An 18,706-nucleotide genomic window follows, 5' to 3' on the forward strand; every position below is an offset into this window, starting at 1 on the left:
CCACTCCACCAAAACTTCCTTTCCAATGTTTCACGTGAAACATCGCCAACCCAACAGGACGAACCCGCCGCGAACGACACGACGTAACAGTGACGTTTGTGGTCCTATGTTGTATATGGATGAAAAATCGCTTAATTTTCGAAGTTTTCGGCCTACAAGATGAGCTAGGTTGCCCTAGGATGACAGCACGATGCGGCACGCGTTAACTAGAGGCATGTCTGATCAACACCCCTTGGGCGATAAGGTGTGTAGCCGTCGCCTCTTTTTGTTGGGCACCGCGGCCACACTCGCGGGCGCACTCGCCGCGTGCGGCGGGGGAGCGGAAGCCCTCGAAGTTGACCCCTCCGAGATTCCGGTCGGTTCCGCAAAGGTTTTTGGCAAGTTCATCATCGCCCAACCCACCGAAGGAAAATTCGTAGCTTACTCCTCACGATGCCCACATCAGGGCGCGCGCGTGGCGGATGTTGAAGGCGACCGTCTGGTGTGCCCTTCGCACGGGAGCGAGTTTTCCATCGCTGATGGCAGCGTGCTGGTCGGTCCTGCGCGGGATCCTTTGGAGCCAGCCAATCTCAAAGCGGCCGACAACAAACTGGAAGTCAGCTAAGCACTTCCTCACCACTTCGCCGAAACGTGTGTGTTTCACGTGAAACATCCGCAGTGATCCACCCCCGGCGTCGCCAAGCGCATAAGCTAGGCACATGACCACACCACACACGACAGCCGGGGCGAAGGTGAAGAACTTTTTCGGGCGCCTTGATCCACTCATTGTGCTCATCATCAGTGCAGTACTCGTGACCATCGTCTTACCGGCTAGGGGAGAGTTTGCGGAGCACTTCAGCTTAGCCACCAAGCTAGCCATCGCCCTATTGTTTTTCCTCTACGGGGCTCGACTCTCACCGCAAGAAGCCGTAGCTGGCCTGAAGCACTGGCGTCTACACCTCACGATCTTGGCTTTTACGTATGCCATTTTCCCCTTGATCGGCGTGGCTCTCAGACCCTTGCACTTAGTGTTTGGAATGCCCCTCTACCTGGGGATTTTATATCTCACTCTTGTGCCTTCAACGGTTCAGTCCTCCGTCGCATTTACAAGCATCGCCCGTGGCAACGTTGCTGGGGCTATCGTCAGCGCCTCTGCATCAAACCTCATCGGCGTTGTACTCACCCCGGTGCTCGTCATGATCACGATGGGAGGAAGCGTCACGCTCAGCCCGAGGATCTTTGCGGACATCGCGATCCAGCTGCTGCTGCCATTTGTTGTCGGTCAGCTGTTGAGGCCTTTGGTTAAGGATTTTGCGAAGAATAAGGCTACGAAGCTTGTCGACCGTGGGTCGATCACCATGGTTGTGTATTCGACTTTTTCTGCGGGAATGGTCGAAGGCATTTGGGGCACGGTGCGACCGCTGGAGCTTCTCGGGCTTGTGGTCCTTGCTGTGCTGTTAGTTGGGTTTATGCTGTGGCTGACGCGGGCGGTCGCACGATGGCTGAAGTTCAGCGATGCGGACGTGAAGGCCATTCAGTTCTGCGGGACGAAGAAGTCTCTTGCTACGGGTTTGCCGATGGCTGCGGTTATTTTTGGTGGAGCGAATTTGGGGTTGTTGATCTTGCCGCTGATGATTTTCCACCAGGTTCAGTTGATGATGTGTTCGTTCCTGGCAGGGCGTTATGCCAAGCAGTTAGACTAGCGGCATGAGTACACCAAGCAGCCCTCAAGCATCCGGTGTTGTTCTGTACGTTAAGTTGATCTTCGATGTGCCGGAGACGCGGATGGAGCATATCGCGGAGCTTAGTCCGACAGATGATCCGACGTTGTGTCAGATGCTGCGGATTGTGGAGGTTCGTGATGGCCGCCCTGTGGGGTATGCGCAGCAGGGTGAGAGCAAGAATATGAATGTGCCGGAGCCGTTTGTTCCGCATCCGGATACTTATGGTGATTTCCCCGACGTGTCGTTTGAGTATGTTGGGGCGGAGCACTTTAATGCTCTGTGGGCTCAGGCGTTGGCCACCTTGTAGGGGAGGGGGCGACATAGTCGGGATGAACGATCCCTCTACGCCCACCTAAGGTTCGAGAGGTGGAGGAGGGTTTGGGGGATGCGCTGCGAGCGATTCCCGACCCAACAAAGGTTCATAGCTGAACTATAGAGGCGAGGGGCGACATAGTCGGGATGAACGATCCCTCGACGCCCACCTAAGGTTCGAGAGGTGGAGGAGGGGTTTGGGGGATGCGCTGCGAGCGATTCTGCAGGACCGGCCGCGGGAGCAGCCGGACCGAAGCCTAGCGAGCGGCGCATACCCCGCAACCCCCTCCCTCAGGCTATTTGAACTCTTGCTCATACCAGGTGAGGAGCGCTGCTTCGGCTTCTTCGGGGGTCATGGGGCCGTGTTCGAGGCGGAGTTCTTTGAGGTGGTTCCAGGCTTTGCCGATGTGGGGTCCGGGGGGTAGGCCGAGGATGTTCATGATGGCGTTGCCGTCGAGGTCGGGGCGGACTTTGGCGAGGTTTTCTTGTTGTTTGAGTTCGGTGATGCGGGTTTCTAGGTTGTCCATTGCTTTGCGCAGGCGGGTGGCTTTCCTTTTGTTGCGTGTGGTGACGTCTGCGCGGACGATGGTGTTGAGTTTGTCGAGTAGGTGTTCGGCGTCGTTGACGTAGCGGCGTACTGCGGAGTCTGTCCATTGGTTGTCGGAGTATCCGTAGAAGCGCATGTGGAGGTAGACGAGTTGTGAGATGTCTTTGATGTGTTGTTTGGGGAATTTGAGGGCGCGGAGGCGGCGGCGGGTGAGTTTGGCGCCTTCGACTTCGTGTTGGTGGAAGGTGACGCCGCCGCCGGGTTTGGTGCCGCGGGTGTTGGGTTTGCCGATGTCGTGGAGGAGGGCTGCCCAGCGGAGGATGAGGTCGGGGCCTTGGGTTTCTTGGTCGATGGCTTGGCGTAGGACGGTGAGGGAGTGTGCGTAGACGTCTTTGTGTTGATGGTGTTCGTCGGGGGTGAGTTGGAGGGCGGGGATTTCGGGGATGATGTGGTTGGCGAGGCCTGTGGTGACGAGGAGGTCGATGCCTTGTTCGGGGTGGTCGCCGGTGATGAGTTTGTTGAGTTCGGTGGTGATGCGTTCGGTGCTGATGCGGTTGATTTCTTGGGCCATGCTGGTCATGGCTTGGTGGACGCGTGGGGTAACGGTGAATCCGAGTTGGGAGGTGAAGCGTGCTGCGCGAAGCATGCGTAGGGGGTCGTCGTTGAAGCTGACTTGGGGTAGCTGGGGGGTGTCGAGGAGGTGATCCTTGAGGGCTTGGAGGCCGTTTAGGGGGTCGTGGAGTTGGTGGGTATTGAGGTCCAGCGCTAGGGCGTTGCAGGTGAAGTCGCGGCGGATGAGGTCTTCTTCGAGGGTGTCGCCATATTGCACATCGGGGTTGCGGGTGATGCCGTCGTAGTTGTCGCTGCGGAAGGTGGTGATTTCGATTTGGAGGCCGTCGTGTTCGCCGGAGATGGTGCCGTAGCGGATGCCGGTGTCCCATACTGTGTTGCAGTATTTTTGGAGGATTTGTTGTGTGATTTCTGGGCGTGCTGGTGTGGTGAGGTCGTAGTCGGTGCCGAGGCGTCCGAGGTAGAGGTCGCGTACGCTGCCGCCGACGAGGTAGATGGGGTGGCCGGCTTGGGCGAAGAGTTCGCCGAGTTTTTGTATGGGTTTGAGGGCTTCGGCGATGTCGGTGGGTGTGGGGGCGGGTTGGCGGCTGTCGTGCTGGGTCACTGTTGTAAGTTTACAGGCCGGGCGGATGGACTACGATAATCATAATGAGTACGAAGCCGGGACCGCTGAAGAGACGCCGTATACCTAAGCGGCCGATGAGGCCTGTCGCGGTGCCGCCGTCGCGTATGCAGACGAGTGATGAGACGTCTGCTGGTGGTTTGGTTGTGTCGGGGTTGGCTGAGGCTGTGGGTGATGATGGCCAGGTTGATTTGTCGGCTGTGTATGTGGCGTTGATTGGTCGTGTGGATCGTCGGGGGCGGTTGTTGTGGTCGATGCCTAAGGGGCATGTGGAGCCGGGGGAGACGTTTGAGGCGACGGCTGAGCGTGAGGTGTGGGAGGAGACTGGTATTCATGGTGAGGTTTTTCATTCGCTTGGTGTGATTGATTATTGGTTTGTTTCGGAGGGGACGCGGATTCATAAGACGGTTCATCATTTTTTGTTGCGTTATGTGGATGGTGAGCTTAATGATGAGGATCCTGAGGTTACGGAGGTGACGTGGGTTCCGTCGACGGAGTTGTTTGAGCGTTTGGCGTATGCGGATGAGCGTAAGTTGGCTCGTCTTGCGCATGATTTGTTGCCGGATTTGGCGCGTGCGGAGAGGGCTGCGGGGAGGCTTACACCGCGATGAGTGGTGGTTTGTTGCGTCGGGTGGCGTGTGCGTGCGTGTGTGGGGTTGTGGCGCTGTGGGGGGTTGGTGTTGGTGTGGCGCAGCCGTTGCCGAATCCGGCGGATCCTAGTGATCCTGTGATGCGGTCGTGGTGGGCTGATCCTTCGGCGCGTGTTCAGGATAGTGATGCGCGTGTGACGGTGCGTTTGGTGGAGTTTGGGGGGCTTGGGGCTAAGGCGCGTTTGCGTGTTCATAATGGTTTGGATCGGACTGTGTCTGATGTTGTGGTGCGTGTGCAGCATAGTGATCCTTTGGCTGATGTGGAGCAGGGGCGTGTGTTGTTGGCGGGGGATCAGTCATTGTTTAGTTTTATTGAGCCTTTTCAGCGGGTGGGGTCTGTTGCTGCGGGGGAGGATGTTGATGTGGTGGTGGATGTGCCGCGGGTTGAGGATGCTGGGGTGTATCCGTTTTTGTTTAATATCAATGGGGTTGTGGAGGGGCAGGAGTCTTATTTGGATTCTGAGCGGTTGTTGGTGCCGCATAAGATGGCGAGTGTGGGGGATGTGAGTGTTGTGGTGCCGTTGGCGGCGCCTGTTCGTGTGTTGCCGGGGGAGACGGGTGAGGCTCCGGAGCAGCAGCCGTTGATTTTGGAGGAGGATTTTGATGTTGCGCCGTTGACGGAGACGTTGCGTGCGTATCGTGATTTTGTGTTGGGGGAGCGTACGGGGGCTGCTGGGTGTTTGGCGTTGGATCCGCAGGTGTTGTTGGCGGTGGATCGGATGTCGCGTGGGTATCGGATTGCGGATCGTCGTACGTCGCCGGTGGATGAGACGATTCGTCTTCGTGATTCGTGGTGGTTGGATAAGCCGCGTTTTGAGGAGGGTGATCCGGCTCCGGCGGTGGAGTTTATGTCGGAGTTGCACAACCTCATTGAGGTTACTTTTAAAGACAACCAACCGTCTGCGGTTCCCGCGGGCATACCCGGCGAAGACGGGGCACCCCAAGCAAACAATGGGGGTGAGGACGCCGGGCCCAACAATGATGGGCAAGGAACTGCGGGCCCGATACCTTCCGCGGCGTCAGGACCTGGTTGTATTATTTCACTACCCTTTGCTGGGGCAGACATTAACGCTGCATCACGCTCCGGCTTAGACCCCTTCCAAGGTGCAGACGCCATCGAACACATCCTCGGCGTTACCCCCCTAAGCTACGAGTACGCCCAAACCAACTTCGCACTAGCCGCAACCCTCGACGCCATGGGGCCAGACCCCATCACCACCCCCACCTCAGACCCCACCACCCGCTACGACTACACAATCGACTCCGAAGAAGCCCGCAGGCTCACAGCCAAAGCAGCAATCCAGCTGCAAGCCTCCCAAGGCAACACCCTCATCATGCCCACCCGCGTCACACCACAAGACGCCCACGCAATCCTCGACGCCGCCACCGAAGCAATCGATCGGGGTGCCACCCCAATCCCCGCACCGCGCAACAGACCAGAATCAGTGGACTCCCCGGCGTCATTAACAGACACGGAAATTGTGCGAGCCCGACAACAATCCGGCTACATCGGCGACCTGACAACCCTGATGGTCAACGATCCACAAATAACACTCACCAACACAGAATTCACCCAACCACTGCGCTACGACATTCTGCGCGCACTGTCGCTCTACGACCGCCAATCGATGCACACCCACACCCAAGCCGTCCGCCGCAGCGACAACATCCTCAGCGCTAACCGCGACACACTGCAACAACTGCGCAACAGCGTCAGCCTGCTGCCTCCCGGCAACGTCTACACCCGCACATCCGACAGCTCACCACTGCTGATCGTCGGCCGCAACGGCCTGCCTCTACCCATCGATGCACGCGTGCTTTATGACGCCCCGGGGGCCACCATCCACGTGCCGGATACTGTCCGCATACCTGCACAAGGCTCCATAACCATCCAAATGACCGCCGATTTGCCGGGCGACTCAGGCATCAAATTGTGGCTTGCAACCGAATCAGGCAATACGATTAGCGAACCTGTGGACATTCGTGTCCAGACTGCGCACATCTCGTGGCGATTCATCATCGCCGTGGGCATCGCTCTTGTGGTGATCCGTGCACTGGTAGTTTTTGGCAAAAGAAAGCGATAAGTACCCCTATGAGTACTCGAAGCAGAATCATCCGACCTAACCCCCCAGTGAGTGAAGCCGGCATGAACAACGCTCCTGCCCGCGGCCCCGGAGCCGAGGCAGTGGTGGACAGTGGTGCACCAACAGAGCGTTCTGCGAAAGCATCCGATAAGGACGTGGTGCGCGCGGGTGGCTCGATGGCTATCGCCACGCTGCTGTCCCGCATGACTGGCTTCTTACGCAACGTCGCTATTGGTGCGACGATGGGCCCGGCGATCTCTTCGGCTTTCAACACAGCCAACACTCTGCCCAACCTGATTACGGAGATCGTGCTGGGTGCGGTGCTGACATCACTAGTGGTGCCGGTGCTCGTCCGAGCGGAAAAGGAAGACCCAGACGGTGGAGCGGAGTTCATCCGCCGCATGTTCACACTGTCTGCAACTCTGCTGGTGGGTGTGACACTGCTGGCAATTCTGGGGGCTCCGCTCCTGACGCGGTTGATGTTGGATACGGACGGCAAGGTCAACTTGATCCAGTCAACATCCTTTGCCTACCTGCTGCTACCGCAAATCCTGTTCTACGGGATGTTCTCACTGTTCATGGCCGTATTGAACACAAAGTCTGTGTTTAGACCCGGCGCGTGGGCGCCGGTAGCAAACAACGTGGTGGTTTTGTGCGTCCTGGGATTGTATTGGACGCTGCCTGGTGGTTTAACGCCGGATGCTCCTGCTGGTGTGACTGATCCACACATTCTTCTGCTTGGTGTGGGCACCACGTTGGGTGTGGTTGTGCAAGCACTGATTTTGCTGCCTTCGTTGAAGCGGCTCAAGATTGATCTGCGGCCGCTGTGGGGAATCGACCATCGCCTAAAGCAGTTCGGTGGGATGGCGTTGGCGATCGTCGTTTATGTCGCGATCAGTCAGCTCGGCTACGTGGTGACAACCCGTATTGCGTCCATGAGTTCTGCTGGTGCGCCCATTATTTACCAGCAGGCTTGGTTGTTGTTGCAGGTGCCTTACGGCATTATTGGCGTGACCCTGCTGACTGCGATCATGCCGCGCCTATCGCGTAACGCAGCCGATGGCGACCACCGCGCCGTCGTCCACGACCTCACCCAGGCCACCAAGATCACCCTGCTGTCGATGATCCCGGTGATCGTCTTCTTCACCGTGTTTGGTCTCCAGCTGGCAACAGCACTGTTCGCCTACGGCGCCTTCGACGCCACTAGCGCGGGCATCCTGGGCTTGACGTTGAGCTTTTCTTCCTTCACCCTGATCCCTTACGCGATTGTTTTGCTGCATTTGCGCGTGTTTTACGCCCGTGAGGAAGCGTGGACGCCCACATACATCATCGCTGGTATCACCGCGACAAAGGTGCTGTTGAGCCTCCTGGCGCCCATGGTGGCCAACAGCGACCGCGACGTCGTTATCCTGTTGGGTGCCGCCAATGGTTTCGGCTTTATTTCTGGTGCTGTCATTGGTTCCTTCCTTCTGCGCCGTAAGCTTGGGCCGCTCAATGGTCGTTCGATTGCGCGGACAACGGCGTGGTCGCTGGGCGCGTCAATCGCTGGTGTGATTGTTGCGGTTCCGTTGGTGCGTTTCGCTGTGCAACCACTGTTGGATCGTCTGCTTCCGGATCAGGGCATGGGGCGGTCGCTGTCGTACCTGTTGTACTGCGCGGTCGCGGGAACGGTGTTTTTGGCGACTGTGGCGTTGGTGCTGTCGCGCTCCAAGTTGGAGGAGTTGGCGGTGTTGGACGGGGTGAAAAACCGTCTGCGTCGTGGCCGCGCACAGGAAGCGCCGGAGCTTGTGGAGCTTCCGCCGTTGTCTGTCGGTGAGGTTCGTATTCCTCGTTTGCTGCCCGGTGCGCCGATCGCTAATGGTGCCTTCCGTCTGCTCAGTAATCATGGTGAGATTGCCGGCGAGCACGGCCCGGGTGAGGGCGCGAAGTTGTGGGCTGCGAGCGAGGGCGATAAGCGTGTGGCGATTGCGTTTGCTCACGGTATCCATGTGGAGGCGACGCGCGCGTTGGCGAAGCACTGTGGCGTTCGGGTTCGTATCTTCCCCTACAGGGACGGTCATTTGGTGGTCAGCCCGTGGCGGGAGGGCGTGGATCTTGTGGATGCCGAGGAGCGCGAGCTGATTTCCCACGCGGAGTTGGCGCAGGCGCTGCAGCCTTTCGATGCATTGCCTTTGGCGTCGGCACAGCAGTTGCGTCTGACTCCCGATGGCGTGGTGTTGGCGTTCCCGTTGGTGTTCACCGAGGATTTGTTGTCTTTGGGTGTTGACGTCGCGGGCTTTGCTGCGGCCACTAATGCTGCGGATTGTGGTGATCCGGCTAGTGGGGAAGAGTCTGACTGCTTTGAGCTTCCTGTGTCGGCTGGTTTTGCGCACCGGGCGTTTAATGAGCTGACTGATCTGGATATGGATGAGGTAGCTGAGGTTGAGCAGTGGGAGAAGCCCGGTAGTGGTTTGTTAGGTGCGGGGGAGACGCAGCCCGTTCCGGTGCCGCCCTTGTCTGCTGGTTTTGGTTCACGTGGTTACTCCACGGGCGGCAAGCTTGTGTTGGCTTCGGCTGTGATGATTGTTGTGTTCTCTGGTGCGGCGTTGGTGTGGTTGATGCTGGGTCGCTTGGGTGGCCCGTATGGTCCGGTGGCGTCCGATCCGATTGCTAGCGTTGCGCCGAAGGTTGTGCAGGATTCTGGTCGGGTGGCGACGGTTGTGTCGGCACGGCATTGGCCGGGTTCGGAACAGCTTGCTGTGAGCAAGGAGGACCCTTGGGTGGCGTTAGATGCTGAAGGGGTGGCGTTGACGCTTGAGACTCCGATCCGTCCGACCAAACTGTCTTTGGAGGCGCAGGGTGTGTCGACGAAGGTGTCGGTCTTTGGCGTGCAGGGCAACACGCCGCCGGTGCTGTTGGGCGAGGGCATGGTTGGTGGCCCCGATTCGGCTAACCCGGGTGCGGTGACGGAGATCGGGCTTTCCGCGGACGAGGAGTATTCCGAGATCATCGTGTGGGTGTCCCCCGAGCCTGTGCTGTACCCTGATGGTTCTGTGGCAGAGATGCCCGGTGAGGGCGTGCGGGTATCCCAATTGACTGTGGTCGGTAAATAGTCCGCGCCACGCTCTGCGAGCCCTCGGGGTGAGCGGTTGAAAAACCGCCACACACCCCGGGGGCTTGTTGTATCCTTGTAGAACTGTTTGTTTTTCCTATGGGGATGTGGGGACTACGGGGGGTTTGTTGTGGGGGAGTCGTCTAGCGACGCGGCGCAAAAACTCATGGATACGGAGCTGGTGCAGGCGCACTTGCGGGGCGAGCCCTGGGCCATGCCGGAGATCGTCCGCCGCTACCGTCCCATGATGGGTTTCGTCGCGCGCCGATTCTGCCGCACCTCGGAAGAAGTCGACGATATTGTCCAAGAAGCCCTGCTGAAGGCCGTCAACAATATGCCTTCCTTCCGTTTCGAGGCGCAGCTATCCACCTGGTTGCGCCGCCTGACCTACAACGTCGCCTACGACCATGCCTTCCGCAGACCCTCCCGGGTGGAAACCGTCTGCCACCAAGGCGACCTAGGCGATGTGCGTGGGGAGGAACCCGCACACAGCGAGGAAATCTCCCACGGAAAAATCTTCATCCAAGACCTACTGGACCGCCTGCCCCCGGAGCAAAGGGCCGCCCTACAACTCGTCGACCTGCAGGGATATTCGCTTAATGACGTCGCGGAGGGTTTAGGCATCAAGGAAGGGACGCTGAAGTCGCGCCGGGCCCGGGCGCGGGCGGCGCTGAAGGAGGTCCTGGCTCAAGTGTGGGAATAGCCTGCCTGGGGCCGGGTGGGAATGAAACAGCTTGCGGGTGGCGTTGTAGGGGGTGGCGGCCAGCACCAGGCCGTGCGGTAAGGTGCTGGGAGAAACAAGTTCAGAAAGCGTGGTCTCTATGACAAACCCCACCGACGTCCGCGACGTCATCATTGTTGGTTCCGGTCCTGCCGGCTACACCGCAGCTGTGTACGCCGCCCGTGCCGAACTCAAGCCCGTCGTATTTGAAGGTATTGAATACGGTGGTTCGCTGATGACAACCACTGAAGTGGAAAACTACCCGGGCTTTGCGGAAGGCATCATGGGCCCGGAGCTCATGGAGCAGATGCGCAGCCAGGCTGAACGCTTTGGCGCCGAGCTTCGCATGGAACTGGTAGAGGAAATCCGCCTGGACACTACCGCTGACGCCACCGGAACTCCCGTGCACACGGTGGTTGCGGACGGCGTCGAGCACCAGGCACGCACTGTCATCCTCGCGATGGGTGCAGCACCCCGCTACCTCGGTGTTCCCGGTGAACAAGAACTGTTGGGCCGTGGCGTGTCCGCCTGCGCCACCTGCGACGGCTTCTTCTTTAAAGATCACGACATCGCTGTCATCGGCGGCGGCGACTCCGCCATGGAAGAAGCACTGTTCCTCACCAAATTCGCCAAGAGCGTCACCATCGTGCACCGCCGCGAAGAATTCCGCGCCTCCAAGATCATGCTGGAACGCGCACAGTCGAACGACAAGATCCGCTTCGTCACCAACGCAACCGTGGCACGCGTCCTTGGCGAACAATCAGTCACCGGCCTCGAACTACGCAACACTGTCACCGACGAACTGACGGAACTTCCCGTCACCGCCATGTTTGTTGCCATCGGTCTCGACCCGCGATCGGAACTTGTCCGCGACGTCATTAATACCGATGACGCCGGCTACGTGCAGGTCGCACAGCCGTCTACGCGCACCAATGTCCCCGGCGTATTCGCAGTGGGTGACCTGGTCGACAGCACCTACCAGCAGGCAATCACCGCTGCTGGTTCCGGCTGCCGGGCCGCCATCGACGCCGAACACTACCTAGCTGAACACTAAAACCCGAACACTTTTAACACTTAAAGGAGACACCCCATGTCCGCAGCGCAAGCAGTCACCAAAGACACCTTCAAGCAGGTCGTAGCCGAGTCCGACGTTCCCGTACTCGTCGACTTCTGGGCACCTTGGTGCGGCCCCTGCAAGAAGCTTGGCCCCATCCTCGACGACGTCGCCGCGGAACTCGGCGAGCGCGCAAAAATCGTTAAGGTCAACGTTGATGAAGAGCGTGAACTGGGCACCGCCTTCCAGATCATGTCCATCCCCACCATGATCTTCTTTAAGGGCGGCGAGGCCGTAGCGCAGGTCACCGGCGTGCAGCCCAAGGGCACCATCGTTTCTAAACTTGAAAGCCTCATGTAGCGGGTAGTCTGGCCTGTTAGAAACATTAAGGTACAAGGCCTAGAATGATACGGCTGTAAGCACCCGCGCACCTTGTGGGTGCTTCGTGCCCGCTTGAGCCCATGGAAGGGATGCGTCAGCAGTGACTGAGATTTTGCGTGTTGGTGACTCGGATCCCCGAGTCGCAGAGGTTCGAGCAACCCTCGCTCGGCTCGGCCAACTCGACGGATTCGACGGTGCCGACACACAGTCCTTTTCCGCCAGCGATACCCACTTTGACGCCCACCTGGCCCAAGCACTCCAGGCCTTCCAGCAGTCCCGCGGCATCATCGCCGACGGTGTGATCGGCGAGGTCACCCTGCGTGCACTCCGCGAGGCCTCCTACACGCTGGGCGCCCGCGTCCTGCAGTACCAACCGGGCAAAGTCCTGGTTGGCGATGACGTCGCTGAACTTCAAGACCAGCTTCACGAACTCGGCTTCTACTCTTCCCGCGTCGACGGCCAATTCGGCCCAGCCACGCACGAAGCCGTCATGAACTACCAGCTCAACTACGGCCTGAACACTGATGGTATCTGTGGGCCGAACACCGTCCGCGCCCTGTCCTACCTGGGGCTGCGCATCACTGGTGGTTCGCCCAATGCCATCCGCGAAATAGAGCAAGTTCGCCGCGCAGGCCCCCGTCTGACCGGCAAACGCGTCGTCCTCGACCCGGGCCTGGGTGGCCAAAACAAGGGTCTCACCGTCAAGGGCCCCTACGGGGACATCACCGAAGAGGAGATCCTCTGGGACATCGCCAGCCGCATCGAAGGCCGCATGGTCGCCGCCGGTGTGGAGACTATTATGTCCCGTCCTCGCATGGACGACCCCACCTTTGAGGACCGAGCAGAAATCGCTAATGCTTTTGGCGCCGACCTTATGATCTGCCTCCAGTGCGACCGATACCCCAACGACAAAGCCAATGGTGTCGCTACGTTCTACTTCGGCTCCGAGAAGGGCAGCAACTCCATCACGGGTGAGAAACTCTCTGGTTTTATCCAGCGTGAGATTTCTGCCCGCACGGAATTAACGAACTGCGGAAATCACGGCCGCACCTGGGACATTCTGCGCCTGACGTACATGCCGGCGATCGACGTTGTACTTGGGTACCTCACCAACCCCAATGACGTCGCGATCCTCACGGATCCACAGGCCCGTGACGCTATCGCAGAGGCCATTGTGGTTGCCGTGAAGCGTCTTTACCTTCTCGACGATGACGATCAGCCGACGGGTACCTACAAGTTCTCGGAACTCCTAGAACAAGAAGTGCTTTAGCTGCCCCCTCGATCGGCTAGCGCTCGTCGCTTCCCCGGAGCAGGCCGATGATTCGTTCAAAATCATCCTTATCACCGAACTCCACCACAATCCGGCCCTTACGCTTACCAACGCTCACAGACACCCGAGTATCCAAACCATCAGCCAAAGACTCCGCCGCCCGAGTGAAAAACTCCGGCGTCGGAGCCTTCTCACGCTTCGCCTTCTTCGCCGGCTCATCGCCGCGATTAATCAGCACCACAGCCTCTTCTGTGGCCCGGACCGACAAACCTTCGGCAACGATCCTGTCAGCCAAAGCCTCCTGCGCTTGCGCACCGGCCTTCAAACCCAACAAAGCACGAGCATGACCCGCACTAATAACACCCGAAGCGACCTTACGCTGCGCCCCCACAGGCAGCTGTAGAAGACGCAACATATTGGTGATCAACGGACGCGAACGACCGATCTTATCCGCCAACTCAGTTTGGGTAACACCAAACTCCTCCAGCAATTGCTGATAGGCGTGGGCCTCTTCCAAGGGGTTCAACTGCACACGGTGGATATTTTCCAGCAACGCGTCGCGAAGCATGTCCGCGTCATCAGTCTCACGAACAATCGCCGGGATACGCTTCAACCCAGCCTTCGTCGCCGCCCGCAAGCGACGCTCACCCATGATCAGCTCATAAGTGCCATGCGGGGCGCGACGCACCACGATCGGCTGCATCAAACCAAACTCGCGGATCGAATGGATGAGCTCCTCAAGCGCGGCCTCATCGAAAACCTGACGAGGCTGCTTTGAGTTCGGCGCGATCGCACCAATCGGAAGCTCCTCGTAAACCGCACCAAAACTATCTGCGTTCGTGCCAGCCTTAGCGGCAGCCTCCGCAGCACGGCCCGAGGAAGCAGTATTCTGCGGGCCATCGCCCAACAACACACTCGCGGCACCACTACTTAAACGAGGCTTCGACTTACCCCCCGGGACCACATTGGTCATATCTACCTTGCGTTCCGAAGAAGCAGCCTTCGAAGACTGTGCTCCCCGCGCCCCCTTAGGCTGCGCAGCAGCTTTGGCGCCAGAAGCCGCCTTGTTAGCAGCGGTAGGGGCGGCGTCATTATCCACAGGATCGCTCTGAGGAATAAGCGCCGCCAAACCACGACCCAAACCACCCGTACGCTTTGTTGGACGCTTAGACGCCATGGCTACTTCTCCTCACCATCATCAGCCGAAACCGAACCCTGCGGGGCAGCACCCACAGGAGAATCACCCGTAGCCGGATAATCGCCGCGAGTCGCGATCTCCTTCGCTGCATCAAAATAAGCCATCGCACCACGCGAACCCGGGTCATATTCCAACACTGTCTGCCCATAACCAGGAGCCTCGGAAACCTTCACCGAACGCGGAATCACCGTGCGCAACACGACATCACCGAAATGACCCTTAACCTCGTCAGCGACCTGCTCAGCCAACTTAGTGCGGGCATCAAACATCGTCAACAAAATACAAGAAATATGCAGCTCAGGGTTCAAATGCTGACGGATCATCGTGATGTTGTTAAGCAACTGACCCACACCCTCCAGCGCGTAATACTCGCACTGGATCGGGATCAATACCTCCGTCACAGCAGTCATCGCATTGATCGTCAACAAACCCAGCGACGGCGGACAATCGATAAAGACATAATCGAAACCGTGGTCGCTCAAGAACTTCTCGTTCAACGCATCCGACAAGCGGTACTCACGGCGCACCATCGACACAAGCTCGATTTCCGAACCAGCCAAATCAATAGTCGCCGGAATGCAGAACAAATTCTCATTGAAAGGGGAGGGCTGCATAGCTTCAGCCGCAGTGCACTCACCAATGAGCATCTCGTAACTCGACAAGGTGCCCACCCGGTGCTCCGCCCCCAAAGCAGTCGACGCATTACCCTGCGGATCAAGATCAACCACCAGGACCTTCAACCCACACACCGCAAGGCCCGCGGCGAGGTTCACCGAAGACGTCGTCTTGCCGACGCCACCCTTCTGGTTGGCCACAGTCAGCTTGCGGACCTTATCGGGCCGGGGCATGCTCAAGGTATTCGACTGCACCTGGGCAGCCCTCTGAGCTGCGGCTGCGATAGGGGTGTCGTCCCAAACCTCGTCCATTAAAGCCCCTCAAAAGTGCGAAGAAGATTCATAAAGCGTACCCGTTAACCCTATCGCACATCGCGGACTAATCCACGGCCGGGGTTAACGCCTGCGCTCAATACTGATCAACGTCGTCGGCTGAGGCAACAAGGCCTCGCCAACCACAAAGATTTTGGACGCCCCCGCGCCTGCTTTCGCAATAATCGCGGCGTCACGATCCAATTCTTCCGCCACGCTTTCGCCCTTCATCGCCGTCATTCGGCCGCCAACCTTCGCCAGCGGCAAGGACCAGTGCGCCAGCTTGCCCAGGGGAGCGACCGCGCGGGAGGTCACGACGTCAGCGAGACCAACCTGCTTACGGATAGCTTTATCCTCTGCGCGGCCACGCACAACCGTCACGTTGGGCAGCTCCAACTGGTCGACAATCTCAGCAAGGTACGTGCTGCGCTTGAGCAATGGCTCAATCAGAGTGATGTCCAGATCTGGGCGGGCAATCGCCAGGGGAATGCCCGGCAGGCCCGCCCCAGAACCAATGTCGGTGACCTTGATGCCGTGGCGCATGGCTTCCCCAATCACGGCGCAATTGAGGATGTGACGATCCCACAGTTTCGGAATCTCACGAGGCCCCATAAATCCGCGGATGTTTCCATCAGTGGCGAGGGACTCGTGATAGCGGATTGCCTTGGGGAGGTTGTCTCCGAAAATTTCTTCAGCTGCTGCTGGGACGTCTTGTTTCACGTGAAACGCTGCCTACTTCTTCTTTTTCTTGTTCTTAGCGTTCTGAGGGCGCTGACCCGGCTTCGGGGCGCTGGCGCGCTTAGCCTCACGCTTGGCTGCGAGCTCTTCTTCCTCTTCACGGTCCATCTTCGCGAAGACGTAACGCTGCTGGAAGAAGGTCCAGATGTTGTTGGAGAGCATGTAGAACAGCAGGCCGATGTGCCACACAGCACCGGTGAACAAAATCATGCCCGGCATGAACCAGACCATCATCTTGTTCATCATCTGCATTTGTTGCGCCATCATGTCATTCTGCGGCGCCCTCTGCTTGCCGCTGGCGATACGTTGCGCATTGCGGGCAATCGACATCTTCGCAACAAAGTGCGTTGCGGTAGCAGTCAGCAAAATCAATGGGCCGGCAACCATGATGATCTTCGTGCGGGTGAAGTCCACCGGCTGGAAGGCCTCATACATAGAATCCGGCATAGAGATGTAGGCCGAGAGGGGAACGCCGAAGAAGCGAGCATCCAGGAAGCTCTGCACATCAGAGGGGGAGAAGATGTAATTCGCAGTCTGGCGGTTTTGCTCGATGCTCAAACCCAACTGGAACTTGCCCGTGCCGGTTCGGTTAAAGGAACGCAGCACGTGGAACAAACCAATGAACACTGGCATCTGAACGAACAGCGGAAGGCAGCCGGCTAGGGGATTAACACCCATTTCCTTTTGCACCTTGCGCATTTCGACCATTTGGCGCTGCTGGTCGTTTTTGTACTTGTTCTTGATTTCCGTCATCAGCGGCTGCATTTCCTGCATCTTGCGCGCTGAACGCATCTGGTTCATCATCGGACGAACCAGCAGAATACGAATAGTCCACGTCAGGAAGACGATCGACAGCAGCCAGGTCACACCCCAGTTGGGGTCAAGCACCAGCGAGAACACTTTGTGCCAGAACCACAAGATTGCGGAAATTGGCCAATAGATGAAATTAAGCACGGTAGTTCGTCAAACTCCCTTAAAGATGTTTCTGCGGTACGGGGTCGTATCCGCCTGGATGCCACGGCCCGCACTTCACAATGCGAACCGCAGTCAAATAAAGGCCCACGATGGCGCCCCTACTTTCTAACGCTTCGAGCGCATAATTGCTGCATGTTGGCTCAAAACGGCACGTGGAGACCATTTTAAGGGGTGAAAGGTACTTTTGGTAGCCACGCACGGCTTTCATCAGCACAGCGGACAACATTTATCTGCCCACCCCTTGGCGTGCTTGGCGAGTATTCGTATGAGTTTTCGCGCCGAAGGATTTGTCGAAGGCTTTATCCAAAGCAAGTTCGAGTTCCCGTTGAAGCTCGACTGTAGTTAATGACGCCGCGCCTGGAAAAGCACGCACGACAACGTCAATGTAGCCACGTGGTTCTTCCGCGGCGTCAACACCCAAGGCAGGATGTTCAGCCTTAACTAGGTTAAAAAATGCCGCGCGAAGTTTGCGTGCGGTGTTATGCCGAACGACGGAATTACCCACGGCCTTGGAAATAACCAGGCCGCAGCGCGGTGCGCGAGGTGTCGATAGCTCGACCGAAGACCCGCTATTTTCACCCGGCAGGGTGGCTCTGGCGCTAAGAAAATGAATCATCAGGTTGCGGGATTTAACCCGACGACCCTTTTTCATCACAGTCTTAAACTGCGCTTGTGTGCTCAAACGATGTTCAACGGGAAGCACAGCACCACCTCAAAAAGACATGACAATGCAAAACGGCCCGAGGAAACCACGGTGGGCTTCCCGGGCCGTTTAAGCGTTAGTGCTTACGCAGTCAGCGAAGCACGGCCCTTACGACGACGAGCCGAAACAATTGCACGACCCGCGCGAGTACGCATGCGGGTACGGAAGCCGTGCACGCGTGCACGACGACGGTTGTTCGGCTGGAACGTCCGCTTGCCCTTAGCCACGGTGAACACTCCTTAAAATAAAACGACGGTTTAATAGCAAAGCCAACCGCATCGGGCGATGGCTTTGTCGCGACCTACGACAATGAAACCCCGGCAAGAATGGGCTGAAAAAGACCCTGTGCCAGGGGATCACCTGGAAGGCGATGCGATACGCGACAGCAACCGATGTTTAAACAAGGGCTCACTATCTGCGACAGACTCACAACAGGTTACGCGTCGGAGTACAGATAAACAAATCGACACGCCGAATGCATATTTCGGCATCCGTGCTGGCAGTGGCACAAACTGTAAGCGCGAAGAAAGCACCCCTAACTACCCCTGAAACAACACTTTTGTAATTTCTGTGCTGTTAATTTGTTCTCAAGTCCCGAAGGTTCGTGCGCACCTTAAAGCCAACGCTGACACGCTTCACTGCCCAATACAACAAGGCAAGCCCCAAAAATGCACGCCTTGTCGGCGTGTCGCCACCGACAGCTAGCCGCAGACGTTCATCAACGCCAGCGATTAATCCGAACAATTCACAACAGTTTTTCACACCCCAAACCGCACATAATGAGGCCTGGAAAACACGAGCCAATCAACCCAGTACACCCATGCAAACGTCTGCCTAGACACCAGGGAGGGGTTGGGGGTAAATATGTGTCTGGTCCGAGCTTTGCTCACACCCTGTGAAAACACAGCGACTGTGGATAACTCTAAACTTTTACTTGAGACTTAAGGTTTAAGGTTAAAAAATCCCAGTTCACGGGGTAGATCAAAGTTCACACAGTTATCCACAGCCCTATGATGTCCCTGTGGATAACATACCGGAAAGAAGTTATCCACAGGTGTGGATAAAACTGTGAAAGCCTAGGCATCGGCATTTTTTACCTGTGGACACCACACGTGGAAAACTTTCAAAAAACGACACGAATCGACGACGAAGGGAAAACGA

At 57.8% G+C, this 18,706-nt stretch carries 18 protein-coding genes; 10 read left to right on the forward strand and 8 right to left on the reverse strand.

Going from position 1 to position 18,706, the window contains the following annotated elements; genetic code table 11:
- Positions 1-214: 214 nt before the first annotated feature.
- The 3 genes from CARG_RS09375 (at position 215) to CARG_RS09385 (ending at position 2,010) form a co-directional block, all read left to right on the forward strand.
- Positions 215-604 (forward strand): Rieske (2Fe-2S) protein, encoded by a 390-nt coding sequence (locus CARG_RS09375; protein ID WP_021012411.1) that lies wholly within the window; start codon positions 215-217, stop codon positions 602-604.
- A gap of 94 nt (positions 605-698) precedes the next feature.
- Complete coding sequence (locus CARG_RS09380) at positions 699-1,682, forward strand: bile acid:sodium symporter family protein (RefSeq protein WP_021012412.1); 984 nt, start codon at positions 699-701, stop codon at positions 1,680-1,682.
- A 4-nt stretch (positions 1,683-1,686) separates the two neighbouring features.
- Entirely contained in the window at positions 1,687-2,010 is a 324-nt protein-coding gene (locus CARG_RS09385; RefSeq protein WP_021012413.1) for a hypothetical protein, read from the forward strand.
- A gap of 301 nt (positions 2,011-2,311) precedes the next feature.
- On the opposite strand, the gene CARG_RS09390 is transcribed toward CARG_RS09385, so the two are convergent.
- Entirely contained in the window at positions 2,312-3,736 is a 1,425-nt protein-coding gene (locus CARG_RS09390; protein ID WP_021012414.1) for a CCA tRNA nucleotidyltransferase, read from the reverse strand.
- A gap of 44 nt (positions 3,737-3,780) precedes the next feature.
- Between CARG_RS09390 and CARG_RS09395 the strand changes: the two genes are divergently transcribed.
- From CARG_RS09395 to CARG_RS09425, 7 genes are all read left to right on the forward strand, one after another.
- Entirely contained in the window at positions 3,781-4,365 is a 585-nt protein-coding gene (locus CARG_RS09395) for an NUDIX hydrolase (protein WP_081761676.1), read from the forward strand.
- Positions 4,362-6,488 carry a hypothetical protein gene (locus CARG_RS09735; RefSeq protein WP_021012416.1) on the forward strand — a complete coding sequence of 709 codons (2,127 nt, stop codon included), beginning with the start codon at positions 4,362-4,364 and terminating at the stop codon, positions 6,486-6,488. Before CARG_RS09395 ends, CARG_RS09735 begins: the two co-directional genes overlap by 4 nt.
- 62 nt (positions 6,489-6,550) lie before the next feature.
- On the forward strand, positions 6,551-9,580 hold the full coding sequence (locus CARG_RS09405; protein ID WP_236620143.1) for a murein biosynthesis integral membrane protein MurJ: 3,030 nt from the start codon (positions 6,551-6,553) through the stop codon (positions 9,578-9,580).
- Between the two features lie 129 nt (positions 9,581-9,709).
- A complete protein-coding gene (locus CARG_RS09410; RefSeq protein ID WP_021012418.1) occupies positions 9,710-10,282 on the forward strand; it encodes a sigma-70 family RNA polymerase sigma factor in 573 nt (190 codons plus the stop codon).
- A gap of 118 nt (positions 10,283-10,400) precedes the next feature.
- Positions 10,401-11,354 carry a thioredoxin-disulfide reductase gene (trxB, locus tag CARG_RS09415; RefSeq protein WP_021012419.1) on the forward strand — a complete coding sequence of 318 codons (954 nt, stop codon included), beginning with the start codon at positions 10,401-10,403 and terminating at the stop codon, positions 11,352-11,354.
- 36 nt (positions 11,355-11,390) lie between these two features.
- Positions 11,391-11,714, forward strand: a complete 324-nt coding sequence (gene trxA / locus CARG_RS09420; protein WP_021012420.1) for a thioredoxin — start codon at positions 11,391-11,393, stop codon at positions 11,712-11,714.
- A 121-nt stretch (positions 11,715-11,835) separates the two neighbouring features.
- On the forward strand, positions 11,836-13,005 hold the full coding sequence (locus tag CARG_RS09425) for an N-acetylmuramoyl-L-alanine amidase (RefSeq protein ID WP_021012421.1): 1,170 nt from the start codon (positions 11,836-11,838) through the stop codon (positions 13,003-13,005).
- Between the two features lie 16 nt (positions 13,006-13,021).
- Here CARG_RS09425 and CARG_RS09430 read toward each other — a convergent pair whose 3' ends face one another.
- The 7 genes from CARG_RS09430 to rpmH form a co-directional block, all read right to left on the reverse strand.
- Positions 13,022-14,182, reverse strand: coding sequence for a ParB/RepB/Spo0J family partition protein (locus tag CARG_RS09430; RefSeq protein WP_021012422.1), 1,161 nt, complete (start codon positions 14,180-14,182; stop codon positions 13,022-13,024).
- A gap of 2 nt (positions 14,183-14,184) precedes the next feature.
- On the reverse strand, positions 14,185-15,129 hold the full coding sequence (locus CARG_RS09435; protein WP_021012423.1) for a ParA family protein: 945 nt from the start codon (positions 15,127-15,129) through the stop codon (positions 14,185-14,187).
- A gap of 84 nt (positions 15,130-15,213) precedes the next feature.
- The gene (gene rsmG, locus CARG_RS09440) at positions 15,214-15,849 is read right to left on the reverse strand and encodes a 16S rRNA (guanine(527)-N(7))-methyltransferase RsmG (RefSeq protein ID WP_021012424.1); all 636 of its coding nucleotides are present in this window, start codon (positions 15,847-15,849) and stop codon (positions 15,214-15,216) included.
- Between the two features lie 12 nt (positions 15,850-15,861).
- Positions 15,862-16,821 (reverse strand): membrane protein insertase YidC, encoded by a 960-nt coding sequence (gene yidC, locus CARG_RS09445; protein ID WP_021012425.1) that lies wholly within the window; start codon positions 16,819-16,821, stop codon positions 15,862-15,864.
- 19 nt (positions 16,822-16,840) lie between these two features.
- On the reverse strand, positions 16,841-17,068 hold the full coding sequence (gene yidD / locus CARG_RS09450) for a membrane protein insertion efficiency factor YidD (protein WP_021012426.1): 228 nt from the start codon (positions 17,066-17,068) through the stop codon (positions 16,841-16,843).
- On the reverse strand, positions 17,069-17,545 hold the full coding sequence (gene rnpA, locus CARG_RS09455; RefSeq protein WP_021012427.1) for a ribonuclease P protein component: 477 nt from the start codon (positions 17,543-17,545) through the stop codon (positions 17,069-17,071).
- A gap of 83 nt (positions 17,546-17,628) precedes the next feature.
- On the reverse strand, positions 17,629-17,772 hold the full coding sequence (gene rpmH / locus CARG_RS09950) for a 50S ribosomal protein L34 (protein WP_081761677.1): 144 nt from the start codon (positions 17,770-17,772) through the stop codon (positions 17,629-17,631).
- Positions 17,773-18,706: the final 934 nt, after the last annotated feature.

The sequence above is a fragment of the Corynebacterium argentoratense DSM 44202 genome (assembly GCF_000590555.1).
GTDB classification, from domain to species: Bacteria; Actinomycetota; Actinomycetes; order Mycobacteriales; family Mycobacteriaceae; genus Corynebacterium; species Corynebacterium argentoratense.